Source organism: Haloferax sp. YSSS75, from assembly GCF_046764215.1.
Taxonomy (GTDB): domain Archaea; phylum Halobacteriota; class Halobacteria; order Halobacteriales; family Haloferacaceae; genus Haloferax.
Map to the genome: position 1 here is coordinate 1832529 of NZ_CP177206.1, position 25829 is coordinate 1858357.

At 63.3% G+C, this 25829-nt stretch carries 28 protein-coding genes and 1 tRNA gene; 12 read left to right on the forward strand and 17 right to left on the reverse strand.

Going from position 1 to position 25829, the window contains the following annotated elements; translation table 11 throughout:
* Window positions 1–126: 126 nt before the first annotated feature.
* On the forward strand, window positions 127–624 hold the full coding sequence (locus tag ACK3R5_RS09685) for an ester cyclase (protein ID WP_411966814.1): 498 nt from the start codon (window positions 127–129) through the stop codon (window positions 622–624).
* A gap of 8 nt (window positions 625–632) precedes the next feature.
* On the opposite strand, the gene ACK3R5_RS09690 is transcribed toward ACK3R5_RS09685, so the two are convergent.
* From ACK3R5_RS09690 to rpl7ae, 5 genes are all read right to left on the reverse strand, one after another.
* A complete protein-coding gene (locus ACK3R5_RS09690; protein WP_411966815.1) occupies window positions 633–1187 on the reverse strand; it encodes a hypothetical protein in 555 nt (184 codons plus the stop codon).
* 228 nt (window positions 1188–1415) lie between these two features.
* Window positions 1416–1880 (reverse strand): nucleoside-diphosphate kinase, encoded by a 465-nt coding sequence (ndk, locus tag ACK3R5_RS09695; protein ID WP_411966816.1) that lies wholly within the window; start codon window positions 1878–1880, stop codon window positions 1416–1418.
* Window positions 1881–2084, reverse strand: coding sequence for a 50S ribosomal protein L24e (locus tag ACK3R5_RS09700; RefSeq protein WP_151113588.1), 204 nt, complete (start codon window positions 2082–2084; stop codon window positions 1881–1883).
* A gap of 2 nt (window positions 2085–2086) precedes the next feature.
* Window positions 2087–2311 (reverse strand): 30S ribosomal protein S28e, encoded by a 225-nt coding sequence (locus tag ACK3R5_RS09705; protein WP_004060228.1) that lies wholly within the window; start codon window positions 2309–2311, stop codon window positions 2087–2089.
* 6 nt (window positions 2312–2317) lie between these two features.
* Window positions 2318–2680, reverse strand: a complete 363-nt coding sequence (rpl7ae, locus tag ACK3R5_RS09710) for a 50S ribosomal protein L7Ae (RefSeq protein WP_058572097.1) — start codon at window positions 2678–2680, stop codon at window positions 2318–2320.
* Between the two features lie 298 nt (window positions 2681–2978).
* Between rpl7ae and tmcA the strand changes: the two genes are divergently transcribed.
* Together tmcA and ACK3R5_RS09720 are read left to right on the forward strand one after the other, a co-directional pair.
* Window positions 2979–5306 (forward strand): tRNA(Met) cytidine acetyltransferase TmcA, encoded by a 2328-nt coding sequence (gene tmcA / locus ACK3R5_RS09715; RefSeq protein WP_411966817.1) that lies wholly within the window; start codon window positions 2979–2981, stop codon window positions 5304–5306.
* 58 nt (window positions 5307–5364) lie between these two features.
* Entirely contained in the window at window positions 5365–5529 is a 165-nt protein-coding gene (locus ACK3R5_RS09720) for a hypothetical protein (protein ID WP_411963859.1), read from the forward strand.
* A gap of 5 nt (window positions 5530–5534) precedes the next feature.
* Here ACK3R5_RS09720 and ACK3R5_RS09725 read toward each other — a convergent pair whose 3' ends face one another.
* From ACK3R5_RS09725 to ACK3R5_RS09750, 6 genes are all read right to left on the reverse strand, one after another.
* Window positions 5535–6269: an N-acetyltransferase family protein gene (locus ACK3R5_RS09725; RefSeq protein WP_411966818.1), complete on the reverse strand. Its 735-nt coding sequence runs from the start codon at window positions 6267–6269 to the stop codon at window positions 5535–5537.
* Window positions 6270–6382: 113 nt separating this feature from the next.
* Window positions 6383–6820 (reverse strand): hypothetical protein, encoded by a 438-nt coding sequence (locus ACK3R5_RS09730; protein WP_411966819.1) that lies wholly within the window; start codon window positions 6818–6820, stop codon window positions 6383–6385.
* A gap of 4 nt (window positions 6821–6824) precedes the next feature.
* The gene (locus ACK3R5_RS09735; RefSeq protein WP_411963862.1) at window positions 6825–8489 is read right to left on the reverse strand and encodes a flavoprotein; all 1665 of its coding nucleotides are present in this window, start codon (window positions 8487–8489) and stop codon (window positions 6825–6827) included.
* The gene (locus ACK3R5_RS09740; protein ID WP_411963863.1) at window positions 8486–10177 is read right to left on the reverse strand and encodes an electron transfer flavoprotein subunit alpha/FixB family protein; all 1692 of its coding nucleotides are present in this window, start codon (window positions 10175–10177) and stop codon (window positions 8486–8488) included. Before ACK3R5_RS09740 ends, ACK3R5_RS09735 begins: the two co-directional genes overlap by 4 nt.
* Window positions 10170–11054, reverse strand: a complete 885-nt coding sequence (locus tag ACK3R5_RS09745; RefSeq protein WP_411963864.1) for an electron transfer flavoprotein subunit beta/FixA family protein — start codon at window positions 11052–11054, stop codon at window positions 10170–10172. The genes ACK3R5_RS09740 and ACK3R5_RS09745 overlap by 8 nt, the downstream gene beginning before the upstream one ends.
* 129 nt (window positions 11055–11183) lie before the next feature.
* On the reverse strand, window positions 11184–11513 hold the full coding sequence (locus tag ACK3R5_RS09750; RefSeq protein WP_411963865.1) for a ferredoxin family protein: 330 nt from the start codon (window positions 11511–11513) through the stop codon (window positions 11184–11186).
* Window positions 11514–11617: 104 nt separating this feature from the next.
* Between ACK3R5_RS09750 and ACK3R5_RS09755 the strand changes: the two genes are divergently transcribed.
* Complete coding sequence (locus ACK3R5_RS09755) at window positions 11618–12097, forward strand: DUF456 domain-containing protein (protein WP_411966820.1); 480 nt, start codon at window positions 11618–11620, stop codon at window positions 12095–12097.
* Window positions 12098–12421: 324 nt separating this feature from the next.
* Here the strand turns inward: ACK3R5_RS09755 and ACK3R5_RS09760 are convergent, their stop codons facing one another.
* The 4 genes from ACK3R5_RS09760 to ACK3R5_RS09775 form a co-directional block, all read right to left on the reverse strand.
* Window positions 12422–13048 carry a cyclase family protein gene (locus tag ACK3R5_RS09760; RefSeq protein ID WP_411966821.1) on the reverse strand — a complete coding sequence of 209 codons (627 nt, stop codon included), beginning with the start codon at window positions 13046–13048 and terminating at the stop codon, window positions 12422–12424.
* Between the two features lie 63 nt (window positions 13049–13111).
* Window positions 13112–14821, reverse strand: a complete 1710-nt coding sequence (locus tag ACK3R5_RS09765) for a glutamate--tRNA ligase (protein ID WP_411963868.1) — start codon at window positions 14819–14821, stop codon at window positions 13112–13114.
* A gap of 249 nt (window positions 14822–15070) precedes the next feature.
* Entirely contained in the window at window positions 15071–16117 is a 1047-nt protein-coding gene (gene idsA3 / locus ACK3R5_RS09770) for a geranylfarnesyl diphosphate synthase (protein WP_411963869.1), read from the reverse strand.
* Window positions 16117–17469, reverse strand: coding sequence for an RNase J family beta-CASP ribonuclease (locus tag ACK3R5_RS09775; protein ID WP_411963870.1), 1353 nt, complete (start codon window positions 17467–17469; stop codon window positions 16117–16119). The genes idsA3 and ACK3R5_RS09775 overlap by 1 nt, the downstream gene beginning before the upstream one ends.
* Window positions 17470–17895: 426 nt before the next feature.
* On the opposite strand from ACK3R5_RS09775, the gene ACK3R5_RS09780 reads away from it, so the two are divergent.
* From ACK3R5_RS09780 to purF, 3 genes are all read left to right on the forward strand, one after another.
* Window positions 17896–18126, forward strand: coding sequence for an LSM domain-containing protein (locus tag ACK3R5_RS09780; RefSeq protein ID WP_411963871.1), 231 nt, complete (start codon window positions 17896–17898; stop codon window positions 18124–18126).
* A complete protein-coding gene (locus ACK3R5_RS09785; protein ID WP_411963872.1) occupies window positions 18123–18299 on the forward strand; it encodes a 50S ribosomal protein L37e in 177 nt (58 codons plus the stop codon). The genes ACK3R5_RS09780 and ACK3R5_RS09785 overlap by 4 nt, the downstream gene beginning before the upstream one ends.
* A 325-nt stretch (window positions 18300–18624) precedes the next feature.
* Window positions 18625–20103 carry an amidophosphoribosyltransferase gene (gene purF / locus ACK3R5_RS09790; RefSeq protein WP_411966822.1) on the forward strand — a complete coding sequence of 493 codons (1479 nt, stop codon included), beginning with the start codon at window positions 18625–18627 and terminating at the stop codon, window positions 20101–20103.
* Between the two features lie 344 nt (window positions 20104–20447).
* Here purF and ACK3R5_RS09795 read toward each other — a convergent pair whose 3' ends face one another.
* Window positions 20448–21008 carry a DUF420 domain-containing protein gene (locus ACK3R5_RS09795; protein WP_411963874.1) on the reverse strand — a complete coding sequence of 187 codons (561 nt, stop codon included), beginning with the start codon at window positions 21006–21008 and terminating at the stop codon, window positions 20448–20450.
* Window positions 21009–21150: 142 nt separating this feature from the next.
* Between ACK3R5_RS09795 and ACK3R5_RS09800 the strand changes: the two genes are divergently transcribed.
* The 4 genes from ACK3R5_RS09800 to ACK3R5_RS09815 all read left to right on the forward strand — a co-directional run bounded on the left by ACK3R5_RS09800 (window position 21151) and on the right by ACK3R5_RS09815 (window position 24749).
* Window positions 21151–21235: transfer RNA gene (locus ACK3R5_RS09800), tRNA-Leu, on the forward strand.
* 528 nt (window positions 21236–21763) lie between these two features.
* Window positions 21764–22285, forward strand: a complete 522-nt coding sequence (locus tag ACK3R5_RS09805) for a helix-turn-helix domain-containing protein (protein WP_411963875.1) — start codon at window positions 21764–21766, stop codon at window positions 22283–22285.
* A 35-nt stretch (window positions 22286–22320) separates the two neighbouring features.
* Window positions 22321–23508 (forward strand): alanyl-tRNA editing protein, encoded by a 1188-nt coding sequence (locus ACK3R5_RS09810; RefSeq protein ID WP_411966823.1) that lies wholly within the window; start codon window positions 22321–22323, stop codon window positions 23506–23508.
* Window positions 23509–23603: 95 nt separating this feature from the next.
* On the forward strand, window positions 23604–24749 hold the full coding sequence (locus tag ACK3R5_RS09815) for an acyl-CoA dehydrogenase family protein (protein WP_411966824.1): 1146 nt from the start codon (window positions 23604–23606) through the stop codon (window positions 24747–24749).
* Between the two features lie 16 nt (window positions 24750–24765).
* Here ACK3R5_RS09815 and ACK3R5_RS09820 read toward each other — a convergent pair whose 3' ends face one another.
* Window positions 24766–25197: a hypothetical protein gene (locus ACK3R5_RS09820; protein WP_411966825.1), complete on the reverse strand. Its 432-nt coding sequence runs from the start codon at window positions 25195–25197 to the stop codon at window positions 24766–24768.
* A 75-nt stretch (window positions 25198–25272) separates the two neighbouring features.
* Here ACK3R5_RS09820 and ACK3R5_RS09825 point away from each other — a divergent pair, with 75 nt between their 5' ends.
* Entirely contained in the window at window positions 25273–25827 is a 555-nt protein-coding gene (locus ACK3R5_RS09825; RefSeq protein WP_411966826.1) for an HAD family hydrolase, read from the forward strand.
* The last annotated feature ends 2 nt before the right edge of the window (window positions 25828–25829 follow it).

A 25829-nucleotide genomic window follows, 5' to 3' on the forward strand; every position in this document is an offset into this window, starting at 1 on the left:
TCGCCCCGACACGAATTTTACCGGTTACCGTCTGCCCAGAGAATTCTCTCTTCCTCGTCTCACTGACTCTCACGACCGAGTTCGAATGCGTCAATAGTTAACACTGAACACGGCCTATCGAACAGTATGGCATCCGAATCGCTCTCACCGGAGGCCGAGAACGTCGAACTGTGCCGTCGGTACATCGAGGAGTTCGTCAACGAGGGGGACGCGACAGTGGCAGAAGAGATACTTCACGACGACGTCGTCACCCATCAGTTGGGCGTCGGCGAGGTACGAATGGGGCGCGACGAACTCGTGAGACAGATACTCGGGTTCCGGAAGGCGGTGCCGGACTGGCACCTCTCGATAGAAGACACCGTTGGGCAGGACGACCGGGTCATGCTGCGACTGCAGGTCAGTGGGACGCCGGAACGTGCGTGGGGGAATTTGGTTCCGACCGGGAAGTCCTTCGAGACGAGCGCGTTCTTCGCCTTCCGCATCGAAGATGGGAACATCGCCGAACAGTGGAATCTCGTGAATCTGTTGGGACTCACCCGACAACTCGGACTGATGCCGCCGGGCCCACGAGTCGCCCTCAAGATGCTCTCACACCGAGTTCGCTCTCGGTTCGGGGCGGCGTAGGTGAGCCGTCAGGCCCAGTCGGGGTCGTAGATTCGGCCAGTAACGTCGTACTGGTGGCCGGGGAGTTCACTCTCGGCGACTCGCCACGTTCCGTCTGTTCCCCGGACGAGCGGAAGCTCTGCGCCGACGGCATCCGAAATCTCGTCGGGGAAGACCCCACAGGCCGCGGCGACGCGTTCGAACCGCGACTCGCCGGTCAACTGCGCCGGAACAGGAACCCAGAGCCACGCCCGCCGGTCGTCTGGCGTCGCCAGTGCGAGGTCGAATCGGACGCCGTCGGAAAGCGAGAGGCGCGAGAGGCCGCGTTTCCCACGCCGTCGCTCGGGGGAGACGGCGGTGACGACGCCTGCGTCGACGTGGTCGAGTGCGCGAAGTCCGGCGACGCGGAGTTCGACGTCGCGGATGTCGGTCGGTCCGACGACGACCGGTCGGACCAGCGTCAGGGCGTTCGCCGCAAGTCGTGCCGTCACCCACGCGGCGACTGCTGTCGCCCCGAGCATCGCCATCGCACCGATGGTGAACACTAACAGCAGCGCGATGAGGACGAGTTCCAGTTCCACCATGCCACGTGATTCGCTCGCTGCGGACAAATCGGTTATTTGCACTAACCCTGACGGTCACGGACTGTAGACGATTTGGGTATTCAGTCGAAAACGACGGTCAGTGGTACCACGCCCCACCCCGAGACGCCGACCGAGTGGTCGTCTCGGAGAGAGCGCGGACGAGAGGACGGTGGCTAGGATGGCCGTCGCTCCTCTCGGGCGAGAAAGTGGAAAATCGGCGACGAAGCCTTACTCGTAGAGCCAGGTTTCGTCGATGCGCTCGTAGTCGACCAGTTCTTCGTCGTCGAAGAACAGGGCGATTTCGCGCTCGTTAGCGCCCTCGTCCTCGTGGTCGGAGCCGTGGATGACGTTCCGACCGAGGTCGAGACCGAAGTCACCGCGGATGGTACCGGGGGCGGACTCTGCGGGGTCGGTCTCGCCCATCATGCGGCGGACCTGTCGCGTCGCGTCCTGTCCTTCCCAGACCATCGCGAAGACGGGGCCGGACGTGATGAAGTCGACGAGACCCTCGAAGAAGGGCTTGCCCTCGTGCTCACCGTAGTGCTCGTGGGCGAGTTCTTCGGAAATCTGCATGAACTTGCCGCCGACCATCTTCAGACCGCGGTCTTCGAATCGGGAGACGATGTCTCCGATGAGACCACGCTGGACGCCGTCCGGCTTGACCATCACGAAGGTGCGCTCGGTGTCGGACATCTAGTTGTCGTCCTCCGAACGACCGCGTGCACGTCGACCGGCTTCCGTCCACTCGAGGTCACGTGCTTCGCGACCGAGGAAGTAGTTCTTCTCGGCCTTCGAGTTCTTGAAGTGGAGGATGGTCCCGTCGACCTTCACGTACATCGTGCCCGTTCCGGGCTCGATCTCTTCACCACTGTAGTCACACGTTCGCTTTTCGACCATGGTTATTGTCCTCCGATGGAGTCAGCGTCACGCTGGGTCTCGCGGAGCTGCAGGATGTCGCCCTCACGGACGGGACCCAGCACGTTTCGCGTGATGATACGGCCCTTGTTGGAGCCCTCACGGATGCGGCATTTGACCTGCATGGCCTCGCCGTGCATCCCAGTCTTTCCAACGACTTCGATGACTTCCGCGGGCGTCGAGTCGCTGGCTTGTTCGTCCGCGCTCATGGTCGGTTATCGAAGGTCCTCGACCTTAGTCGCGATGTCCTCGACGTCGTCGGACGCCTCGCCAGCGTCGACGATAGCGGCAGCGGCGCTGCCGACTTCGAGACCGGCGGCGTGGCCGATATCGTCCTGCGTCTCGACGAAGATAAACGGAATACCCTTCTCGTCCGCAAGTTCGGGGAGGTGCATGACGATCTCCTCGGGGGAGACGTCTTCCGCGATGAGGACGAGCTGGGCGTTGCCGCGCTCGATGGACTTGGTCGTTTCGTTGGTTCCTTTCTTCACGATGCCGGTATCTCGGGCGACCTCGAGCGCCTCGACGGCGCTGTCAGCGAGGTCGGCCGGTACGTCGAAATCTACGTAGACTGCCATTGTTGTTCACCTAAATCCTGCCAGCGGGCTCGACTCCCTCGCCGGCGTCACCAGTCGGTCGGTCACGACCGGTGGGCACAATCCCTACGGCGAGGAGGTTCATCAACCCCGGACAGGCTGTAACCATTCCTTGCTCCGGACCCCATAAAAGCGCTTTCAAAATCTCGACGGCGTGCCACGCGTCCGCACGCCCCGGGATTCGGCACATTCGAGGCGACACGAATTATCACCTGAGCGGTGTGTTCCACCCCACGAATCGACCGAAGAACGTGAGTACGTTCGCCGAAAAACGGAGGGTATGACCAGTTCCGGCGACGACGTCCCCGTCGACGCTGCCGACACACTCGACGTCGCGTCGTTCTCGGCCGCCCGCCGCGACGAGGCGATGGCCACCAATCAGCGCCGCCTCCTCGTCTTCGCCGGTAGCCGCGACGCAGGTATCGACGCCGCCTTCGACGTCGTCCGCGGGGCCGACGTGCCGGAGGACGAAGTGACGTTCGTCACGACTCGCGAAGGATTCCGCTTTCACCGCGTCGAACCACGACAGGCCTCGCAACTCCTCGGAACCACACGGACCGTCGTCGTCCTCGACGCCCACGACGACTTCTCTGCGAACACGCTCGGCCGTGTCGCGGGCACTGTGGACGGCGGCGGCCTGCTCGTCCTTCTCACGCCGCCACTCGACGAATGGGTGACGCGCCGCGACGCCTTCGACGAGCGTCTCGCCGTCCCGCCGTTTACCACCGACGACGTGACGGGTCGCTTCCGTGAACGACTCGTCTCGACGCTCCGTGACCATCCCGGCGTCGCAATCGTCGACGTCGACACCGGAACCGTCGAACGCGACGGCGCGTACAGACAGGGCATCTCGTTCGACGCGCCGCATCCCTCGCTCCCCGATGACCGGCGATTCCCTCGGCAGGCCTACGAGGACTGCCTGACGGCCGACCAGTCCGACGCGCTCTGTGCGCTCGAAGCACTCGCAGAACCGGGGAACGCCGTCGTCGTGGAGGCGGACCGAGGCCGAGGGAAGTCGAGCGCCGCCGGCCTCGCCGCTGGAAGTCTCGCCGCCGAAGGGCGCGACGTGGTAGTGACTGCACCCGGCCGACGCAACGCCGCCGAGGTGTTCGTCCGCGCCGAGCGACTCCTCGCGAAGCTCGACCGCCTCGAATCCGGGAGCGCCGACGAGTTCACACTCCGGTCGTCGCGAGGCGGACAGGTCCGCTACGTGCCTCCGACCGAAGCGGGGTCCGCGGTGTCTATCGCAGACGCACTCGTCGTCGACGAGGCTGCCGCCCTCCCGGTTCGCCTCCTCACCTCCTTTCTCGACGCGCCGTCCGTCGCGTTCTGTACGACCGTCCGCGGATACGAAGGCGCAGGCCGGGGGTTCGCCGTCAGATTCCGTGACCGACTCGGCGAGTCGGACCACGACGTGACCGACGTTCGCCTCGACGACCCGATTCGATACGCCGCCGGCGACCCGGTCGAATCGTGGACGTTCAGAGCCCTGTTGCTCGACGCCCGCCAGCCTGTCGCCCAGTTGATTGCAGACGCCACACCGCAGAACGTCGACTACCGGACGCTCACACCCGACGACTTGCTCGCGGACGAACACCTGCTTCGGGAGGCGTTCGGCTTGCTCGTCCTCGCTCACTACCGGACCGAACCCGACGATTTGGCCCGCCTCCTCGACGCGCCGAACCTGACGCTCCGAGCGCTCACCTACGATGGCCGAATCGTCTCCGTCGCCTTGCTGGCCCGCGAGGGGAACCTCGACGCCGAGACGCGCCGCCACATGTACGATGGCGGGCGCATTCGCGGCAACATGCTGCCCGACGTGTTCACGAGCCAACTCCGCGACGAGGAGGCCGGGGTTCCGGTCGGCTATCGCGTGATGCGTATCGCCACCCACCACGCCGTCCGGTCGTCCGGCCTCGGGTCGCATCTCCTCTCCGAGATTCGCGACGAGTTCGATGGCGACGCAGATTACCTCGGCGTCGGATTCGGTGCGACGCCGGAACTCCTCTCGTTTTGGCGCGAGAACGACTACAGCACCGTCCACCTCTCGACTACTCGAAACGACACCAGCGGCGAGTACTCCGCGCTCATGCTCCAACCGCTGTCGCCGACGGGGAGACGCCTCCACGACAGACACGCCGAGTGGTTCGTCCAGCGTATCGGCGACGTACTCGGGGACGCACTCTCGGATATCGACCCGGACGTGGTCCGTGCTGCACTCGCCCCCGTCGGGGAGGCCGGACGCCGTGCGCTCGCCCGAGGGGGAGGCGGCCCCGGAACCGACTTCGAACCCGCGCTCACGGACTACGAGTGGCGCGTCGTCGTCGGCGCGTCCTACGGCCCCGGCCTCTATACGACCGCACCCGGTGCGTTCCGTCGCCTCGGACTCGCGCACCTCCTCGACCCTGACCGCGCGTCACTTTCGGACCGCGAGGAGCGCCTCCTCGTCAGAAAGGTGTTACAGACGCGCCCGTGGTCGTCTGTGGCCGACGAACTCGGCTTCCACTCGACGGCGCAGTGCATGCGTGCCCTCGGCGACGCCTACGAACCGCTCGTCGACGAGTACGGAAACGCGGTGGCAGACGCCGAACGCGAGCGCTACACGTAGCCCCCACGCGCTCGCGCGCCGGCGGTACACCGATAGTCGTCCGCGACGACGGAGACGTATGGCCGAGTGTAGCCAACCCGACTGCGAGAACGTCGCCGCGGTCAGACTCTACATCCCGTGGGACGACGACAGAGACGTCTGTACGGCACACGCCAGAGCACTCGTCCAACAGGACGGCGTCGTCGCCGAACCACTGGACGATGCAGAAAAGAACTGGTCGTAGCGGGGTTACCGGAGTGAGACGGCCATCATCACTTCGTCGACGTAGTCGCCGTCTATCTTGTAGTGGTCCTCGCGGACCGCTTCAGTCTCCCACCCGTGGCCTTCGAGGAACTCGATAGCGCCCTCGTTGGTCGCCGGCACACTGTTGTAGAGTTTCTCGAACCCGTGTTCACCCGCCCAGTCGACGCCCTTTTCCAGCAATCGACTGCCGATGCCGTGGCCCCGGTACTCCGGACGAGTGCCGACTGTCAGGACGGCCGTGTGACTCAGCTTCTCGGCCTCGGGTAAGTCGAGGTGGACCCACCCCGCGAGTTTCTCGTCGACGGTGGCGACGAACACCATCCGAGAACTCACCTCGTTGTGCCGGAGGACGACTTCTTCGTGGTCGAGGACGTCTGCGACTGTCTCCGCTTCGATGTATCGCCCCTCGTCGGCGACTTCGTGGATGGCGTCGACGAGACTCTCCAGGTCGACGTCCTGTGCCACCCGAATCGTCACGGTCAGGTCGCCGAGTTCGACCGTTTCCTCCGCCTCCGGCGCGTAGGCGACTTCGACGTGTTTACCGACCTTTCGGATGTAGCCGTCTCGTCGCAGGATGGTCAGATGCGCACCGAGCGCCGCCGGTTCGAAGTTGAGCGCCCGCCGTACCTCGTCCTCCCTGACAGTGCCGTGACTCTCGATGTATTCGTAGATATCCTTGCGGTCCTTGTGTCCGAAGTTGAGACTGTCAGTAACTTCCATGGTACACACTCACAGGCATGGTTAATAATTGTTGTTCGTGATTGACGACGTAGTGACAGAATCGGCCGACCATCAGGCGGACGACACGGCCGAGTCGCGTCCCCGAGGACGCCTCAGTACCGTTCGGGGACGCAGGTCAAGAGTTGCGCCGTGTCGAGGACGTTGTGCGTCCGCAACAGCATCTCTGCCGCCTCCCTGATGGTGAAGTCGGCGTCGAGGTCGACGCCGTAACACCGCGCGTACATCGCCAACCAGTCGTTGAGCGCTCGCTGGAGGAGGCGAAACTCCTCGCTCGTGAACTCGACCATCCGGCCGCCGGTGCGTGCCTCGACGTAGAGCGAGACGACCGGGCCCACGCCGTCGCGGGCACACTTCAGCGCTCGCTCGTCGGCGTTCGCCGTCGCCGGTGGGTCGAACTGCTCGCGGGCCGAGCGTGCCTCGGCGGCGAGCGAGCGAACCCGTTCACCGAACTGAACGTGTTCCGGGTCACGGTCCCTGTCGGTCAGGTCGCCACCATCAGACCGCGCTCTCTGTGCTGTGTCCCCGGGCACCGACTCACCCCCACTTGAACTCGACACCTTTGTCGCCGCGTGGGTGTTCCCAGTCGGTGTCGGCGACGACGGCACACGTCCCGCACTCGACACACGGTTGGGTGTCGAGACTGACGACGCGTTCTTCCGACCCGTTGGTCCGCACGACCTCTTCGCGGTAACACCCGCCGCCGAAGTCGACTGCCGAGACGGGACAGGCCGCCACGGCGGCACCACTCGCCTCCCACGAGTTGTCGAGGACTTTGATGTGCGGGTTGCCGATGTCGGTGTCGTAGGTCAGGTCACCGATGCGCTCTTCGAGACTCGGCGGTTTCACCGAACTCGTCTCACGAATCGGCGACCCGAGTTCCTCCGCGATGACCGTCGGGAGCGTGACGTAGGGCGTCCGCGTGTCTGGAATCATCGCCGAGAGCGACGGGGCGTTGTAGAGGCGTTCGAGTTGCCCCGACATAGCCCGGATACCGAACCGGCCGACAGGCGATTTGAGAACCGAATCCACCAGTCCGGCCACGCTGTCGTCTTCGGTGACGCCGCGCATCATCTCGTAGCCCCGTGGCCGGAGTTTCTGCATCACACCTTCGGACCGGAGTTTCTTGGCGTAGCGCATCCCCGCCTTCTCGGGTTCGCTACGCGCTTTCGCCTGTGCGTACGATTCGGCGGCGAGTGCGCCCGCCGAGACGGCGTGGTTCATCCCCTTGATGATGGGCCCCTGGGCCTGCATCTGGCCGGCGGCGTCACCGACGACCATGAGGCGGCCGAAGTGGGGTTCGCGCAGTGCTACCTTCTTCGAGTCGGGGACGAGTTTGGCGCTGTACTCCAGTTCCGTGTAGTCGTCACCCAACCACTGGCCGAGTAGCGGGTGGGTCAACATCGCGTCGAGGAGTTCGTGCGGTTCCGCCTCTTCTGCCACGAGACTGTCGAGGTGGAAGACGGTTCCCAACGACAGCGTATCCTGATTCGTGTAGAGGAAGCCACCGCCGCGGACGCCCTGGAACAGGTCACCCGAGAACAGGTGTGCGACCCCTTCGTCTTCGCCGATATCGAACCGGTCGGCGATGACGTCGCTCGGCATGTCGACGACGGCTTTGACGCCCTGGAACCACTCTTCGGGTTCGTCCCAGTCCATCAGGCCCGCGTCGCGGGCGAGTTCCGAGTTCACCCCGTCGGCGGCGACGATGACGTCGGCCGTAATCGGGTCGAGTTCGTCCATCGTGACGCCGACGATTTTCCCTTCCTCGCGGAGCAGGCCGTTGACGTGGACACCAGTCAAGAGGCCGCCGCCCGTCTCGCGTGTTCGCTCGTGGACTCGGTCTTCGAGCCACGAGTCCATCTTCCGCCGGAGGACGGAGTCGGACCACTCCGTGTCGCTCTCGTGGAGTTTCGTCAGGTCGAACGACTCCACCTTGTCGCCGGCGAGGTTGTGAATCTGGTAGTCCGTAATCGGGCGTTCCGACGCCTCCTCGCGGAACCCGGGGAACAGGTCGTCGATAGTGTAGGGCGCGGATTCCTCCGCGTAGATGAGTCCGCCGGAGACGTTCTTCGACCCGGCTTCGACACCGCGTTCGAGGACGAGCGTCTCGATTCCGTAGTTGGCGAACGTCGCTGCTGCCGCCGCGCCGCCGGGGCCTGCCCCGACGACGAGCGCTTCGTAATGTTCGTAGTCGCTCATTGTGTGTCTCCTTCGTTCTTCACTCCGCCATCGCTGGCCAGTGCTTCTTCGAACCGCCCTTCTTTCAGTGCCCGCGTCAGTCGCGGCAGCACCTCGAACAGGTCGCCTTCGATGAAGTAGTCCGAGAAGTCGCGGATGCGCGCGTCGGGGTCGCTGTTGATGGCGATAATCGTGTCCGACTCGTCGACACCGACTTTGTGCTGAATCGCGCCGGAGATGCCCGCCGCGATGTACAGTTTGGGCGCGACGACCTGTCCCGTCTCTCCGAGTTGTCTGTCTTCGTGGGTGTACTGTTCGACGTGGCCGTCGAACTGGAACGACCCGGTGACGATGCCACGGGTGACGCCGACTGCGGCGTCTTCGAACTGGTTTGCGAGTTCTAACACGAGTTCGACGCCTTTCGTCGGGTCGTCACCGATACCTCTGCCGAACGCGACGATGACCTCGTGACCGGTCAGGTCGATACCTTCGTCCAACTGGTCGTGGTCGGTCACGTTCACGCGGAACCAGTCGTCCTCCAGCGGTTCGTCGTGTTCGACGACGAGTCCCTCGCGTTCGGGGTCACTCTCGGGGATGTCGAAACTTCCCGGGATGACGGACCCACCCTGCGGATGGAACTCCCGCGTCGGGTTGTCGATACAGAGAATCGTCGAGTACTCGAACCCGGAGAAGTCCGGGCGCTTCATGTGAAGCACGCGCTCGAACTCCTTTTTCTCGCCGGCGACGCCGGTCTTGACTGGGTTCGAGATGATAGAGTTCTCGATGTAGAGACCCGAACAGTCGCTGGCGAGTCCAGAGTCGAGTTCGGCTTGCACCAGCGCAGAGAGGTCACGGCCGTTGTTCGTAGCCGGGAAGAGCGTGTAGCGAGGTTTGTCGTAGTCGCGCCACTCCTCGTCGCGGCCACCGGTCACCGTGCCACCCTTGTGACTCGCGCCGGCGCGAGCCATATCGCAGAATATCTCCGTGTACGGTTTGTGCTGGAAGCGTTCGAGTCTGTCGTCTTCGTGGACGGCGACCACGTCCGCACCGTACGCGATAACGTCGTCGACGTGTTTCGACACGTCCGAGCCAATGAGGACGGCGACGACGCGTTCGTCGGTGTCGTAATCCTCGTTGTACTGGTCCATCAGTTCGCGGGCCTTGCCGAGCATCTCCTTCGAGACGTCGATGAGTTCGCCGGCCTGCGTCTCGCAGTAGACCCACATGTCCTCGTAGACGCCGCCGTGGAGGGAGCGAACGTGGCGTTTGTCGCGCGTCGGGTGGTCGAGGTCAGGGTGTCGTTCTTCGGGAGTTCGCTCGTCTACTTCGACGACCGTATCTTCCTCGTCGCTCCCCTGAACCGAGTCGATTCGGTTCTCGATGAGGCGCTTGACCGCGCCTCTGTCTTCGCCCGCCTCCTCACGTTCGAGGAGCGCTTCGAGTTCGTCGATTTCCTCGATACTCTGGAGGGCGTTCCCCACGTCGGCCGTACTCATCGACGCGAGGTCCAGACTGCCTGCGTCGGCCGGTTCTTCCTCGTCCTCGGTGAACTTCTCGATACGACTCTCGATGAGCGCGATGACGGGCGCACGGTTCTCCCCGCGATGTTCCTTCTGTAGAATCTCCTCTAACTCGCCGACGTCTTCGATATCTTTGAGCGCCGGGCCGAGTTCGGAAATCTCGTACTCGCCGGGGTCGAACTCAGTCATCGCCAGTCACCTCCGCGGCGTCTCCGCCCCCACCCACGGACGACTGCATCGCCTCCAGTACCTCGGTCATCCCATCGACGTCGTTCGGGTCGACCATCGTCGCTTCACGCTCTGCGGGTGCTTTGGGAATCGGGTCGACAGACGAGACGATAGTCGGAGAACCATCGAGGCCGATGTAATCCGGGTCCACGTTGATGTCGGCGTGGTCCCACACCGTCAGGTGCTCTTCGTAGTCGGGAGCACGCTCCTGTGTCTCCGCCTGGAGGTCCTTCAGTGTGAGTCGCTCCCCTGCCGTCCGGTAGGCGGGTTCGAACTCGGGGTCGGTGACGACGAACGCCGGAAGCGAGACTTCGACCGTCTCTATCTCCTCGATGTCGCCTTCGACTAGTCGCTTCGCCCGCAGCGTTCGTTCTTCCTCGTCGATGTCGAGCGAGATGACGTGGGTGACGAGTGGCATGTCGAGACACCAGTTCGCCTGCGGCCCGGTGTGGCCCGTCTCACCGTCGGCCGTCTTGAAGCCAGCAATGACGAGGTCCGGCATCTGGTCGAGATTCTCGATAGCCGAACTGAGCGTAATCGCCGTCGCCCACGTGTCCGCCGCCGCCATCTCCCGGTCCGAGACGAGATAGAGGTCGTCTGCGTAGACTGTCTCCATCCCCTCCTGGAGGACTTCCTTGTATCCCGGCGGACCCATACTCATCAGGCTGACGTTGCCACCGTGACGGACCCGTGTCTGGAGTGCTGCCTCCAGTGCGAACTTGTCGTTCGGATTCATCACCGTGGGCGTCTTCCCCCTCTCGAGGTGCCCGTCTTCGTCGAACGATACCTGTCCCTCGCGAAAATCGGGGACACCTTTGGTTAATACCACCGTGTACATTGAGAACACTCTCTACTTAGTGCTAGTTCATATTCATAATAATCTTTTGTGCCACCCCGTTGGAAAGTCAGCGAGGGCTGTCGCTCTCGGAGAGGGCAAACCGGGCGAACGAAACTGTCTCAGGACTGACTAGATTCGTCCTGCTCGGCCCGGGTCGACGTCGATTGCGTCGACTGGACAGACGTCGACACAGAGCATGCAGTCGATACACTGGTCTTCGTGTGTCGGTTCCGCCTTGATGTCGGACTCGGGGTGGCCGGGCGAATCGACCCACGTGAACACGTCGACTGGGCAGTCTTCGAGACACGCACCGTCTGCGAGACAGATGTCGAAGTCGACGGCGACGTGGGTTCCGTGGATGCCGAGTTTCTCCGGTGGGTCCGTGGGCCCCCAGACAGCGACACCGCTTCCATCGTCGACACGTTCTCTGTTCTCTTCGAAGGATGGGTCGATTGGCATGGTTCTTGTTACCATTCCGTCGATGAGGGTATAAATCATGCCCCGAATGGCAGGGGGTGTCGCCTTCTCGGTGGGGTGATTACCCTCCGGTCCTATTGGGGGGTATGGACCTGTTCTTCTGGCTCGCGCTCGTCCTCCTCGTCGTCGGCGTCGTCGGGAGCGTGTTGCCGTTCCTCCCCGGCGCGGTACTGTCGGTTATCGGCGTGCTCCTCTACTGGTGGTCGTCGGGATTTTCGGACCCCGGTCTGTTCGGCCTGTTCGGCTTGCTCGCCATCGGCGTCGTGGCTATCGCCACCGACTACGGTGCCGGTTTCATCGCCGCCCGCGTCGGCGGCGCGTCGACACGGACGGCACTTCTCGCCGGCGTTGTTGGGTTCGTCCTGCTGTTCGTCCTCGGCCCCCTCGGGATGTTTCTCGGCGTCGCGGGAACCGTCTTCGTCATCGAGTATCTCGAACACGAAGACGCCGAAGAGAGCGGGCGTCGCGCCCTCTACACCACCGCCGGCGTCCTCGCGTCCTCCGTCGTACAGGTGTTGCTCACGCTCTCGATGCTCGTGGGATTCGTCGTCGCCGTCGTGCTCTAAGAGCGCGTGGCCGCTGCTTCGTATATAGTCCTTCGTGGAACGCGAGCGTGGCCGAAGGGCGGCATCCGAACAGAGTCAGTCTGTCGGCGACACCACCCGGCACACCACCACGCTCCGGCACGGCGTTTCGGTCTATCTTATGCGACTTCTCCGACTGCACCGACTAACAGCGCCACCACCAGTAGCGCCACGAACAACAGGACCCACCAGTTTTGCGTCACGAATCGCGACGTTCGATATCTCATCCTCGACACCCATGTTAACAATGGTCAAACAGGGCCTTATGCGTTCTGGACGCTGGTCACACTCCTCGAACGCCGCGACTCACACCTCCGCGACGACGCGGGCGGGTGCGCCGTCGGCGTCGACGCGCAACGGCATCACGAACAACTCGAACGGCCTGTCGGCCGGGAGCGCGGCCAATCCACAGAGGTTCTCGACGATGAATCGTCCCGCACCGAGAACCGCGTGGTGGACGGGTACTTCGTCGCCACCAGTCGGGTCCGGACTGAGTGCGTCGATAGCGACTGCGAAGTCGCGCTCTGCACACGCGCGTCCCGTCTCGGGTGCCAGCGCCGGATGGTCGGCCATCCGGTCGGTTCCCCACTCGTCTTCCCACCCTGTCCAGAAGACGAGACACTCGACGCCCGAATCGAGGCCAGACGGAAGCGCGTCCGCTCCGACGAGGCCGTTTGCCCCGACGTCGCGACAATCGACCAGTCGAGCGGTGACGCGCAAGTCTTCGACAGAGAAGGCGTCGAGCGTCTCGCCGTCCGGTTCGGTGTGTGCAGGGGCATCGACGTGCGTCCCGGTGTGGGACCCGAGTTCGAGACGAGAGACACGGTAACCGTCCGCGGCGAACTCGGCGTGTGGTTCGACGGAAACCCGCGGGTCGCCGGGATACGTCGGCATGCCGGACTCGACGCGTCGCGTCAGGTCTACGAGAGTCACGGCGTGCCCTACGCGGGCGGGGATAAAACGAGTGTTCGTCCCGGGAGCGTCCGTGCCCGGGCGTTACTTGTGTGCGAAGTAGACCAGCGTCTCGTCGCCGCGTTCGTCCACGCGGACGAACCCGACTCGTTCGAACTGGACGAGTTCGTCCACCGGGACGTCGGCGAAGTCGGGTTCTGCGACGCCCATCACGTCGTCGTCCATCGTGCGCATCCGCACCGAGACGCCGTCGGCGGGTGCCCAGTGAATCACGGCCACGTCGCCCTCGCGGACCACGTCCAAGTCGTCGCCGGTTGCGACGAGCGAGTCGCCCTCGCGGCGAACCGCACCGAAGCCTTTCAGCCAGACGCGCTCGCCCTCGGCGGGGACGTCACCGGATTCGAGGAGGACGCTGTCGCCGACGGGGATGTCGCGGGTGCCGCGCTCTTCGAAACTCGGGTGGAGTGGCGGGTGGGCGACGTCGGGGCCGCCTTCGACCGAGAACTCCTTCCCATCGCGGACGAGGAAGTAGCGGTCCGTCTCGTCGTCGACGAGGTCACGGTTGTTCGCGTAGACAGACGACATCGAGAGGTCCACGTTCGAGGTGGAAGTACCGAGTGCGACCATCGCGTCCACGATGGCCTGTCCGCGGATGCCGCGACGACGGAGACTCTTGATGGTCGGCACGCGCGGGTCGTCCCAGCCGTCGAGTTCGCCCGCGTCGATGAGTTCCTTGATGCTCGACGTGGACATCTTCACGTCGTACTCGTCGACCTGCACGTGGCCCCAGTGGATGACCTCGGGGTACTCCCACCCGAAGTAGTCGTAGACGAACCGCTGGCGCTTCGCGGAGTCCTGCAGGTCGATGCCGCGGATGATGTGCGTGACGCCCGTGAGATAATCGTCGACGCCGGACTGGAAGTCGAGCATGGGCCACGCGCGGTAGTCTGCGGCCTCCTCGCGTGGGTGGGGCGTGTCTATCATGCGGAAGGCGACCCAGTCGCGGAGCGCGGGGTTCTTGTGCTCGATGTCGGTCTTGACGCGGAGGACCATCTCGCCGGAGGAGTACTCGCCGGCGACCATCGCTTCGAACTCTTCGAGCGTCGTCTCGGCGTCCTTGTCGCGGTGCGGACACGGCTTGGCGTTGTTCTTCAGGTTCGAGAACTCCTCACCGGAGCACGAACAGGTGTACGCGCCACCCATCTCGATGAGTTCGCGGGCGTGGTCGTAGTAGGTCTCCACCCGGTCGGAGGCGCGAATCACGTCGTCGGGTTCGAACCCGAGGAACGCGATATCTTCGAGGATGGCGTCGTAGGCGCTCAGGTCGGGGCGCTTCGTCTCCGGGTCGGTGTCGTCGAAGCGGACGATGAAGGACCCATCGTACATGTCCTTGTACGTCCCGATGACGGCGGGCATGCGCGCGTGGCCGAGGTGCCACGGACCGTTGGGGTTCGGTGCGGCGCGCATGCGAATCTCGTCGTACTCCTCGGCGTTCGGGAGGTCAGGGAGGAGCGACTCGTCTTCTTCTTCCTCTGCTTCCATCTCCGCGAGTTCCTCGGGTGCGAGTTCCTCCAGTCGCTCGCGTTTTTCGGTGGCCGAGAGTTGGTTGACCTTCGCGACGACGGGGCCGATGAGTCCCGGAATCTCGCCGCCGTGCTGTCGGAAGTCGGGGTTCTCGCCCATCAGCGGGCCCATGATAGCGCCCACATCGGCGTCGCTGTCGTGTTTGACCGCGTTGAGGAGAGCGTGTTTCTCCGCCTCTCGCTCGACGCGTTCTCGAAGCTCGTCGTCCATTATGGTCCGATTCCGCGGCACGCCTAAAAACAGGCCCGGATTGCGGGGAAGGGCTCCTCGCGCGGGCAGGGGTACGTTATTTGTTAACACGCCTACTAATATATGGGTTGTGGTCGTGGGGCTGTTCTGCGACGGGTCGTCTCGAAGACAGAACGTATCCACGACTGTCGCTGTCGGCAGAACGTCGCTAAAAGCGTATGTCGCGGCAGACGGCGTGTCCACCGCTTCGACTACCGCCCGGTGGGTCCGTCAGTACCCGCGGGTGATGAGATAGTCGGCGATGTCGCGAAGCAGGTCACGTGCCTCGTTGTCGGGGAGGACGTCGAGGCGCGCTTTGGCCTGTTCGGTCAGGTCTTCGGCCATGTCACGTGCGTAGTCGATGCTGCCGGCGGATTCGAGTTCTTCGACGGCCGCCTCGACTTCGCTCTCGGTGAGTCCTTCTGCTGTCTGCGCATCGACGAGGTTGTCCACGTCGACGCCCTGCTGACGGGCGTGCAGCGTGATGATGGTCTCTTTGTTCTCGACGAGGTCAGAGCCTCGTTGCTTCCCCAGTTTCTCCGAGGGGACGGTCAGGTCGAGCACGTCGTCTTGAATCTGGAACGCGCTCCCCGATTCGATACCGTACTGGTAGAGCGCTTCGACGACGTCTTCGTCGGCACCCATGAGGACCGCCGGGACGGCGGCAGCGGTGCCGTACAGCACCGCAGTCTTGAGCTCGACCATCTGGAGATACTCGTCGGGGAGCACCTCGGTCCGACGCTCGAACCCGATGTCGAGCGCCTGTCCTTCGCAGATTTGCGTACAGGTCGTCGCGAGACGTCGGACCGCTTCGAGGCCGGCAGATGGGTCCGACCCCGTCTTCGTCAGCAGTTCGAACGCCTTCGCGTAGAGGGTGTCACCGGCGAGAATCGCCGTCTCGGTGTCGTACTCTTTGTGAACCGCCGGGACGCCGCGCCGAAGGTCGTCGTCGTCCATGATGTCGTCGTGGATGAGCGTGAACGACTGGATGACCTCGATGCTCACGGCGGCGACCATCACGTCGATTGGGTCGCCGGTGAGCGTCGGGAACGCCCGGTAATCTTGGGACATCGGTTCTACGTCCGCGAGGGACTCGGCCGTCAAGAGAGAGACTGTCGGGCGGAGACGCTTTCCGCCGGCCTTCAGGAGGTACCGAGAGGCCTCGTAGAGCCGTTCTGGCTCGGCCATCGGCACGTCCTCGTCGAGCGCTTCGTTGACGAGTTCGCGTCGCTGGCGAATCGCCTCGAGCACTCGCTGTTCCGTCGCGTCTGAGCTCATCACTCCACCAGTTGGATCATGTTTCCGTTCCGCGTCACGTGGACGTCGCGGCCGAGGGCGTAGCCCTGGTTCTCCGCGAGGTCCACGTACGGAGCGAAGCCTTTGAGGTTCTGGTGGGCAGGGATGACGTGCTGGGGCTGAAGCGCCTGCAGCATCTCGTAGTGCCCCTCCTCACGAAGGTGGCCAGAGACGTGGATGTCGTCGTAGATGCGAGCACCCTGCATGCGCAGGAGACGCTCGGACTGGTAGCGCTGGCCTTCGTTCGTCGGTTCCGGGATGACCCGGGCCGAGAAGATGACCTTGTCGCCGTCGTCGAGTTCGTACGGCGTCTCGCCGCGGCCCATCCGGGTGAGCATCGCACGCGGTTCGCCCTGGTGACCCGTGACGATGGGCAGGTAGTTCTCCTTGCCTTCCTTCATGATTCGCTTGAAGGTTCGGTCGACGGACTTTCGGTGACCGTACATCCCGAGGTCGTCGGGCAAGTCGACGAAGCCGAGTCGTTCGGCGGTGCCGGAGTACTTCTCCATCGAGCGACCGAGGAGGACCGGTTGACGACCGATGTCGTTGGCGAACTCGACGAGCGAGGAGACCCGCGAGATGTGCGACGAGAACGTCGTCGCGACGATGCCGCCGTCGTAGTCCTCGATGGAGGTCATGACGTCCTTGAGGTGGCGACGCGCGACGGATTCGGAGGGCGTCCGACCCTTCCGACCGGCGTTCGTACAATCTTCGATGTAACAGAGGACGCCGTTGCCCTCCCGACCAATCTCGCGGAAGCGCTTCATGTCGATTGGGTCTTCGATGACCGGCGAGTGGTCCATGCGCTTGTCGAGACCGTAGACGACTGCACCTTCCGGCGTGTGGAGGACCGGGTTGATGGCGTCGATGATGGAGTGGGTGACGTGGACGAACTCGAGTTCGACCTGTCCGGAGTCACCGATGGACATCGTCTCACCGGCGCTCATCTTGATGAGGTCGTTGTTGACGTTGAACTTGTTTTCACCCTCGATTTGCTGTTTCACCAGTTCGATGGTGAAGGGCGTCGCGACGACGGGCGCGTCGTAGCGGTGGGCCAGCTTGGAGATGGCACCGATGTGGTCGAGGTGACCGTGCGTCGGCACGATTGCCTGTACGTCTCCTTCGAGGTCACTCATGATACGGTCGTCCGGGATGGCGCCCATATCGATGAGGTCGAGGCTATGCATCTTTTCCGTCTCAACGTTGTCGTGGATGAGGACCTGCGACAGGTTGAGACCCATGTCGAAGACGACAACGTCGTCTCCGGCACGGACGGCCGTCATCTGACGGCCGACTTCTTCGTATCCGCCTATGGTTGCGATTTCGATTTCCATGGTTTGAATCTCGATATTCCGAGCATCGAAAGCCACGAGGTGGCGAAGGTGCTCACGGAAAGACGGGTGTCTGGGGGCCATCGGCCCCGGCGTCTTGCAGCTCGTCGGTCGATTGCCCCCGCGTGCGAGACGGCCCTGTCGTCCGGATTGGGCGCGCCCGCACTTACCCGCGGGTTTCTGGTATTCGCACCTACTCACCCCGGTACTAAAAACTACGTGGGTTTCTCGCGCCCGCATACTCGAAACTGAGTACGGACGGTTCGCATCCGATTGGTGCCGGAGAGAACCCCGGCCGGATAGCCTCCCGTCTGCTCATCTGGTGAGCGGAGACCCCACCGACGACCGGTCGAACGGGTCGACAGAGACGACAGTCGGTGATTCGTGCGGTTCGGCACCTTTAAGATAATTACGAGACGGAATTGAACTATGAGCGGCCGACCTCTCGACGTCCTCGAAGCGTCACTCGACGAACCGGTGACGGTTCTCCTCAAGGACGGAAACGCATACTTCGGCGTCCTCGCTGGTTACGACCAGCACATGAACGTCGTACTCGAAGAAACGCTGGACGAAGACACGGTGCCCGGGGATATCGAACTCGAGCAAGTCCAAGACACAACCATTATACGCGGCGATAACGTCGTCACCATCAAAGCATGACGGGTGCAGGAACCCCCAGCCAAGGAAAGAAGAACAAGACGACGCACGTGAAGTGCCGTCGCTGCGGCGAGAAGTCCTACCACGTGAAGAAGAAGGTCTGCTCGTCTTGTGGCTTCGGTAAGTCGGCGAAGCGTCGCGAGTACGCCTGGCAGTCGAAAGCCGGCGACAAGTAACGAATCTCGACGGTCATCGACCGTCACTTTATCTCCTGTCTCGCCTCTCGTGGGCGAGCATCCACACCGCGTTCCTGACGCCTCGTCTGTTCTCGTTTCTGTGCCATAGGGTACCATTCGACGCTCACTCGACTAACACGTCGCGTCGGTGTATCCGCGACTTTGCAAATCAGCGACAGCTCGGTCCGAGAGCCACAGACAGGTCGTCACCGCCCGCGTGTCGTTCGCATGACTAATGCAAGAACATGCTCAAAATATGGTGTTGAAACCCGCACTTACTGCATAAGGACGGGTTTTTTACCCCCTGACTTCTCTAATTTCTCCTATGGCAAATGGGCGGGACGTCTCCCACCACATCAGCGGACCAACCGAGAAGTGCGGTGTCGTCGGCGTTGCACTCGACGGACGAGACGCTGCACGACCCCTGTACTACTCGCTGTACGCCCTCCAGCACAGAGGCCAAGAGTCCGCAGGCATCGTCACCCACGATGGGTTCCAACAACATAGCCACGTCCAGATGGGCCTCGTCGGCGACGCCTTCGATGCGGCAGACCTCGATGGCCTCAACGGACAGGCCGGTATCGGACACGTCCGGTACCCCACCGCAGGCGACGTCACGAAGTCCTGTGCGCAACCGTTCGCCGTCTCGTTCAAGTCGGGGTCACTCGGCCTCGCACACAACGGCAACCTCGTGAACGCCGACGAACTCCGCGACGAACTGGAGAACTTCGGTCACGCCTTCACCTCCTCGGGCGACACCGAAGTCATCGCCCACGACTTGGCACGGAACCTCCTCGAAGAGGACCTCGTCCGCGCCGTCAAACGAACGATGGAGCGCATCCACGGGTCGTACGCGCTGACCATCATGCACGACGAGACGGTCCTCGGCGTCCGCGACCCAGAGGGGAACCGACCACTCTGTATCGGGAAACTCGACGACGGCTACGTCCTCGCCTCGGAATCCGCCGCAATCGACACCCTCGACGGCGAACTCGTCCGCGACGTTCGACCGGGTGAACTCGTCGTCCTCGAACCCGACGGGTCCGGGTTCGACTCGTATCAACTCGTCGAGCGCGAGAACACGGCCCACTGCTTCTTCGAACACGTCTACTTCGCCCGGCCGGACTCGGTCATCAACGACACGCTGGTCTACGAGGCACGCCGTGGCCTCGGGGGCAAACTCTGGGAAGAAGCAGGAGTCGATACCGACGTCGTCATGCCCGTCCCCGACTCCGGCCGAGCGTTCGCCTCCGGGTACGCCGAGGCGGCACAGGAAGACGGAGCGAGCGTCGAGTTCGCCGAGGGTCTGATGAAGAATCGCTACGTCGGCCGGACGTTCATCATGCCGACGCAGGACGAACGCGAACGGGCCGTCCGACTGAAACTCAACCCGATAAAGAGCACCGTCGAAGGCAGGTCTGTGACTATCATCGACGACAGTATCGTGCGCGGAACGACGTCGACACAACTCGTCGAACTGCTCCGAGAGGCAGGTGCCGAAGAGGTCCACATGCGCATCGGTGCACCGCCCATCATCGCACCGTGTTACATGGGTATCAACATGGCCACGCGAGAGGAACTCATCGCCTCCAACAAGTCCGTCGAAGAGGTGTGTGAGACCATCGAAGCGGACAGCCTCGCGTATCTCTCTGTCGACGCCGTGGCGGAGGTCCTCGAAAAGTCACGCACAGACCTCTGTCTCGGCTGTGTCACTGGCGAGTACCCCTACGACATCGACGGCGAAGCGACTGACCGCGACATCAGTCGTCCCGTCGTCGGCGCGGACGCTCCCGCCGACGACTGAGGACGCGTCACTATTCCTGACTCTCACCGAGAGTCGTGATAGCATAGTCAACGCGCCGTTTCTTTTGGCTTGCACGCATATCTAATCGTGTACTTCGGACCGTCAGGAACCGGGAGGCGGGTCGAAGTACGACGGAGTGCGGACCCGACGAGACGAGGTGAGACTTCGCGAGAGTCGCCGCCGAGTTTCGTCTCTGTGACCTGCCGGTCACACCACGTACCGAATACCTGCCCGGCCCGCTCTCGCAGTGGGAGACGTTCCCACCTGCAGGTCCGGGCAGGAAAACTCCCTTCGTGGCGTCAGTAGACGAGTCAGGTCGGCAGTAGAGACGAGTCGTCGGTAGGTTAGTAGACGACGTAGAGGAGCACGTAGACGACGTTTCCGAGGACAAACGATATCAGCCACAGCGACGCCGCGATGCGACCGAATCGGGCGTGTTGTGTGTCGAATATCTCGGCGATGGGTCGCGTCAGCGCCAACAACAGCACGTAGTAGACCACCGGCACGCAGACGATAGCGAGGAGGATGTGAATCGCCAACGTCGGGAGGTAGACGAACTGGTATATCGTGTCGGGGCCAGGGAACGGTTGGGTTCCCTTGACGACGAGTTTGTAGAGGTAGAGGACGAGAAACGTCGCGAAGAGGCCGAACGAGGTGAGCATCATCCGCTGGTGGCGCTCGAACTCGCCGGCCCGAACGAACCGTATCCCCGCGAGTATCGTCACGATAGCGACGGTGCTGATAGCCGCGTTCACGTGCGGAATCGCGTTCAACACGGTGTCCGACGCCTGTGGAATCGCGCCACGTGGAATCGCTCCGAGAACCGCGCCGAAGACGAGTGCGAGTGAGACGACAGAGAGGACGGCAGTGAGGCCGCGGACGTGGTCACGTGCTCGAAGTTCCATGGACGTAGTGCGGTGCCGTAACGGGAAAATCGTTCTGTCCAACCGCCCGCTACGTCGTCTGCAAACGCCCGACACTGCGGAGTCGAAAGGAAAGTCATTTAAATTACCACGGGGTAACGATGATTGCAGTAAGACACAGCGGGCGTGGGTAGCCAAGCCAGGCCAACGGCGCAGCGTTGAGGGCGCTGTCCTGTAGAGGTCCGCCGGTTCAAATCCGGTCCCACGCATCGCAAGATGCAGGTGATTTCCTACACGGACATCACCCACGCACAATCCTTCCGAACCTACCACCCACGAGAGACACCTCTCTGTGGGATTTTCCACCTCTTTGTACTGAGAGCGGTTGCACTGTCCTGTAGAGGTCCGCCGGTGAGAATCCGGCTTGCCGGATTCGAACGTCGAGACGAACGAACGTGAGTCTCGGAAGTTCAAATCCGGTCCCACGCATCGCATGTGCGGACTCACAGTCCGCAATGAGGCGACGAAGTCGCCGAATGATGCAGGTGATTTCCTACACGGACATCACCCACGCACAATCCTTCCGAACCTACCACCCGCGAGAGTCCTCTCTCTGTGGGTTTTCCACCACTCAGCACCGTTCACAGCGACCGTACTGTCCGGATAGCCGAGCGAGTGCACACGTCTCAGAGACAGTGTCGCCGAACCGTCAGTCCCATCGGAGAGCGCCGGCGAAACCACTCGCCATCTCTCGCCCGTGCCGCGAGTTTAAAAGGGTCGAACGAGTAACACGCCACATGGCCAAGTACTCGACGAACCGGGGCGGTGGTGACTCCGGCGGCGACAGTTGCGAACTCTGCGGGCGAACGACGACGAAACTCCGCCGGGCGAACGTCGCGGGCGCGAACCTGATGGTCTGTCCGGACTGCGCACCACACGGCGAGAACCGCCACACCGAAAAGAAGCGCGAGCAGTCCCAGAGCACGCGTGACGACTCCGAGCGGAACCGCCGCAAACGCGCCGCACAGCGAACGGCGAAGATGTACGACAGCGCCAAAGGGAGTTCGAAACACTGGGAAGAAGAAGGGACGAACTACGAGAAGGACCGACTCCCGTATCTCGTCTCCGGGTACGGCGGCGTCGTCGAGTCCGCCCGACAGGACGCTGGCCTCCAACTCGGTGAACTCGCGACGGAACTCGAACTCGACGAGAAACAACTGCTCGCCATCGAACAGGGGCGGGCGACGCGAGCGAACGTCGGCGGGTCCGTCATTCGGGCACTCGAAGAGCGACTCGACGTGACCCTCGTAGACGAGTAGCACGATTTTTCTCTCTCGGGCGTCTCGTCGCCCACATGTCATCCTCTCTCGCACCTGCCAACCCGACGGTCCGGGCGTTCGAGACGACAGTCACCGACGTCGACGGCACGTCTGTCGTCCTCGACGAGACGTACTTCTACGCCGAAGGTGGTGGCCAACCGTCTGACCGCGGCGTCCTCGGAGATACCGACGTCGTTCACGTCCGAGAAGTCGACGGTGACGTGGTCCACGAACTCGCCGCCGAACCCGACTTCGCTATCGGTGACGAGGTGACCGGCGTCGTCGACGACGACTACAGAACCTACTGCATGCGGGCACACACTGCGAGTCACGTCCTCTACGGCGCGGCACGCCACATCTTCGACGACTTGGGTTACGGTGGATTCGGCATCACCGACGAGAAGGTCCGGGTGGACTTCCAGACGACGACGAACGTCGACGACGCCGCCCTCGTCGAGTTAGAACGTCTCGTCAACCGCGCGGTGTGGGACTCCCGCGACGTGTCGTGGGAAGAGATTTCTGTCGAGGAGGCCCGCGAACGCGAGGAAGTCGCGTTCAACGTCAAGACCGAAGAGGGAGTCTTCGCGGAGTCCGACGACGTCCGTATCGTCACCATCGACGGGTGGGACTGGGCCGCCTGCGGTGGGACCCACGTCTCGAACACCATCGAAATCGGCCCGGTCGAACTGCTCGGCCGGTCGAATCCCGGCGAGGGACTCACCCGCGTCGAATTCGCCGTCGGCCCGTCGGCCATCGACCACCGCGCCGAACTCCAGCGCTCGGCGTACGAGGCGTCGAGCGCACTCGGGTCGAATCTCGAAGAACTCGGGACGGTGGCAGCGAAGGTAGTCGACGCTCGCGACGAACTCGAATCCGAACTGACCGACCTGAAGTCGGAGGTGCTGGCCGCACGTCTCGCTCAGTTCGAGACGATAGAGCGAAACGGCGTCCCGTGGAAAATCGGGTCGGTCGCCGGATTCGACGCCAACGAAGTCGGCGAAGCGGCGAAGGAAGTCCGCGGTGACACCGACGTCGTCGTGGCAGTCGGCGAATCGAGCGCACCGTTTATCGTCGTCGCCAGCGCCGGTGACGTCGCTGCCGGTGACGTCGTCTCCGAGGTGACAGACGAGTTCGGCGGTGGCGGCGGCGGGAGTCCGACGTTCGCACAGGGTGGTGGCCTCGGTGCCAGTGCCGACGAGGTGCTCGCGTTCCTCCAGAACTGAGCAAACGGCCTCTCTTCGGGCCGTACCGTAACGCAGGCGTCACATTCTCTGGGCGATTCAATCATCTTTTTCAATGACGGTCCGTACTGAGTACCATGGAATCAGTAGGGTCTGCTACGGGTCTGACTGACGAGCAACGGGCCATCAAAGACGTGGTCCGCGAGTTCGCCGTCGAGGAGATTCGCCCGACCGCCCGCGAGGCCGACGAGACGGAGACGTTCCCCGAAGACGTCTGGGACGGCCTCGCCGAACTCGACCTCACTGGGCTGACTGTCCCCGAGGAGTACGGTGGATTCGGTGCCGACCGAACCACCTACGCCGTGGTCAACGAGGAAGTCGCCTACGGGCAACTCGCCGTCGCCACCGCGCTTTCGGTTCACTGTCTCGCCACCGAGTGCATCTCGGAGTTCGCCACCGACGAACAGAAAGAAGAGTGGCTACCGAAGATGGCGCAGGGTCGGCCAGTCGGCATGTTCGCGCTCTCCGAACCCGAAGCAGGGTCAAACCCCGCCGAGATGTCCACCGTCGCCCGCCGCGAGGGCGACGAGTACGTCATCAACGGCAAGAAACAGTGGATTACGAACGGCCAGCGCGGCGGCGTCTGCATCCTCTTCGCGAAGACGGACCCCGACGACCCGAACTCGGTCACGCAGTTCCTCGTCCCCAAAGACGCCGGCTACGAAGTCGGCAAAAAGGAAGAGAAACTCGGCCTCCGTGCCTCCGACACGACGGGCCTCGTCTTCGACGACGTGCGCATCCCCGCCGAGAACCGTCTCACCGAGGAAGGACGCGGCCTCTCTGCGGCGTTCCACATCCTCACCGGTGGCCGCATCGGTATCGCCGCGCAGGCGACGGGACTCGCGCAGTCGGCGCTCGACGACGCCATCGCCTACGCCAACGAACGCGAACAGTTCGGCAAGCCCATCTCGAAGATTCAGGCGATTCGCCACAAGATTGCGGACATGGGGACGAAGGTCCACGCGTCGCGCACGATGGTTCGTGAAGCGGCCCGCGTCGCCGACGCCGGCGAAGACCCACGCACTGCGGCGTCGATGGCGAAGTACTACGCCAGTGAGGCCGCAGTCGACGTGACCAACGAGGCCGTGCAGGTCCACGGTGGCTACGGCTACACGACCGACTTCGACGTCGAACGCTACTACCGCGACGCGAAGATTACGACCATCTACGAGGGGACGAGCGAGATTCAGAAGGAAGTCATCGCTCGGTCGCTGCTCGACTAAGTCTCGATTTTCGATTTCAGACGGCGGTTTTCGTTCTCCTGCGTGCGACGACGAGACCACCCGCTCCGACAGCGGCGAGGAAGAGACAGCCAATGAGTGTCACCCACGCACCGGGTGCGGGGATGAACGCACCTTGCCACGACTGAATGAACCACCCGACAGCGAGCGCTCCACCGAGACCAACGACGAGTTCACCGCGTCGCAAACGGTGTCCGACGAGTGAGAGGACCGAGAGCAGGATGGCGGCGACGAGGAGCGCGATGCCGTGTGGGAGTTCGAGTCCACTTCCCATCCCGGGGTAGTAGATGGTGATGACTGGCCCCTCGTGGTTCGGGTCCACCTGTACCCACGGCATGAAGACACCGGCTACGACGACGATGGAGGGGAGAACCGGCGCGAAGCGTTCGCGGAGAGCGGGCGGAATCCGCTCTTGGAGGGTGGAGGACATGTCGTTCGAAATGTCACTGTCCAGTATAGGTCTTCTCCCGAAGCGTCTTTTCACTCCGACACCCTACACCGACCAATGAGTCTCCCCGACCTCTCGGATTTCGATGCCGTCGTCTACGATTTGGACGGTACCCTCGTGAACCTCCGTGTCGACTGGGACGACGCGGCAACCGACGTGGCCGCCGTCCTTCGAGACGCCGGCATCGACGCTGCGGCGATGGACCTCTGGGACATGCTCGACGTGGCCGACGAGGCGGGCGTCCGCGACGAACTCGAACTGGAACTCGCGTCGCACGAACGACAGGGGGCGTGGGTCTCTGACCTCCTTCCCCTTGCCGACTACCTCCCGGACGACGGCGTCCCCTCCGGGGTCTGTTCGCTCAACGCGGAGGACGCGTGCCGCGTCGCACTCGACGTTCACGACCTGACCCACCACGTCGATGCCGTCGTCGGACGCGACACCGTCGAGACGCGCAAACCCGACCCCGAACCGTTGCTGACGACGCTCGACCGAATGGACGCCGACCCCGACTCGGCAGTGTTCGTCGGCGACTCCGCCCGCGACGAGGTGACTGCCGAACGCGCCGGTGTGGCGTTCCGGTACGTCGGCGACGGACCCTCTGGCGTCTAAAT

Coding starts and splice junctions, on each gene's coding strand:
- ACK3R5_RS09685 (WP_411966814.1), top strand. CDS start 127: ATGGCATCCGAATCGCTCTCACCGGAGGCCGAGAACGTCGAACTGTGC.
- ACK3R5_RS09690 (WP_411966815.1), bottom strand. CDS start 1,187: ATGGTGGAACTGGAACTCGTCCTCATCGCGCTGCTGTTAGTGTTCACC.
- ndk (WP_411966816.1), bottom strand. CDS start 1,880: ATGTCCGACACCGAGCGCACCTTCGTGATGGTCAAGCCGGACGGCGTC.
- ACK3R5_RS09700 (WP_151113588.1), bottom strand. CDS start 2,084: ATGGTCGAAAAGCGAACGTGTGACTACAGTGGTGAAGAGATCGAGCCC.
- ACK3R5_RS09705 (WP_004060228.1), bottom strand. CDS start 2,311: ATGAGCGCGGACGAACAAGCCAGCGACTCGACGCCCGCGGAAGTCATC.
- rpl7ae (WP_058572097.1), bottom strand. CDS start 2,680: ATGGCAGTCTACGTAGATTTCGACGTACCGGCCGACCTCGCTGACAGC.
- tmcA (WP_411966817.1), top strand. CDS start 2,979: ATGACCAGTTCCGGCGACGACGTCCCCGTCGACGCTGCCGACACACTC.
- ACK3R5_RS09720 (WP_411963859.1), top strand. CDS start 5,365: ATGGCCGAGTGTAGCCAACCCGACTGCGAGAACGTCGCCGCGGTCAGA.
- ACK3R5_RS09725 (WP_411966818.1), bottom strand. CDS start 6,269: ATGGAAGTTACTGACAGTCTCAACTTCGGACACAAGGACCGCAAGGAT.
- ACK3R5_RS09735 (WP_411963862.1), bottom strand. CDS start 8,489: ATGAGCGACTACGAACATTACGAAGCGCTCGTCGTCGGGGCAGGCCCC.
- ACK3R5_RS09740 (WP_411963863.1), bottom strand. CDS start 10,177: ATGACTGAGTTCGACCCCGGCGAGTACGAGATTTCCGAACTCGGCCCG.
- ACK3R5_RS09745 (WP_411963864.1), bottom strand. CDS start 11,054: ATGTACACGGTGGTATTAACCAAAGGTGTCCCCGATTTTCGCGAGGGA.
- ACK3R5_RS09750 (WP_411963865.1), bottom strand. CDS start 11,513: ATGCCAATCGACCCATCCTTCGAAGAGAACAGAGAACGTGTCGACGAT.
- ACK3R5_RS09755 (WP_411966820.1), top strand. CDS start 11,618: ATGGACCTGTTCTTCTGGCTCGCGCTCGTCCTCCTCGTCGTCGGCGTC.
- ACK3R5_RS09765 (WP_411963868.1), bottom strand. CDS start 14,821: ATGGACGACGAGCTTCGAGAACGCGTCGAGCGAGAGGCGGAGAAACAC.
- idsA3 (WP_411963869.1), bottom strand. CDS start 16,117: ATGAGCTCAGACGCGACGGAACAGCGAGTGCTCGAGGCGATTCGCCAG.
- ACK3R5_RS09775 (WP_411963870.1), bottom strand. CDS start 17,469: ATGGAAATCGAAATCGCAACCATAGGCGGATACGAAGAAGTCGGCCGT.
- ACK3R5_RS09780 (WP_411963871.1), top strand. CDS start 17,896: ATGAGCGGCCGACCTCTCGACGTCCTCGAAGCGTCACTCGACGAACCG.
- ACK3R5_RS09785 (WP_411963872.1), top strand. CDS start 18,123: ATGACGGGTGCAGGAACCCCCAGCCAAGGAAAGAAGAACAAGACGACG.
- purF (WP_411966822.1), top strand. CDS start 18,625: ATGGCAAATGGGCGGGACGTCTCCCACCACATCAGCGGACCAACCGAG.
- ACK3R5_RS09795 (WP_411963874.1), bottom strand. CDS start 21,008: ATGGAACTTCGAGCACGTGACCACGTCCGCGGCCTCACTGCCGTCCTC.
- ACK3R5_RS09805 (WP_411963875.1), top strand. CDS start 21,764: ATGGCCAAGTACTCGACGAACCGGGGCGGTGGTGACTCCGGCGGCGAC.
- ACK3R5_RS09810 (WP_411966823.1), top strand. CDS start 22,321: ATGTCATCCTCTCTCGCACCTGCCAACCCGACGGTCCGGGCGTTCGAG.
- ACK3R5_RS09815 (WP_411966824.1), top strand. CDS start 23,604: ATGGAATCAGTAGGGTCTGCTACGGGTCTGACTGACGAGCAACGGGCC.
- ACK3R5_RS09820 (WP_411966825.1), bottom strand. CDS start 25,197: ATGTCCTCCACCCTCCAAGAGCGGATTCCGCCCGCTCTCCGCGAACGC.
- ACK3R5_RS09825 (WP_411966826.1), top strand. CDS start 25,273: ATGAGTCTCCCCGACCTCTCGGATTTCGATGCCGTCGTCTACGATTTG.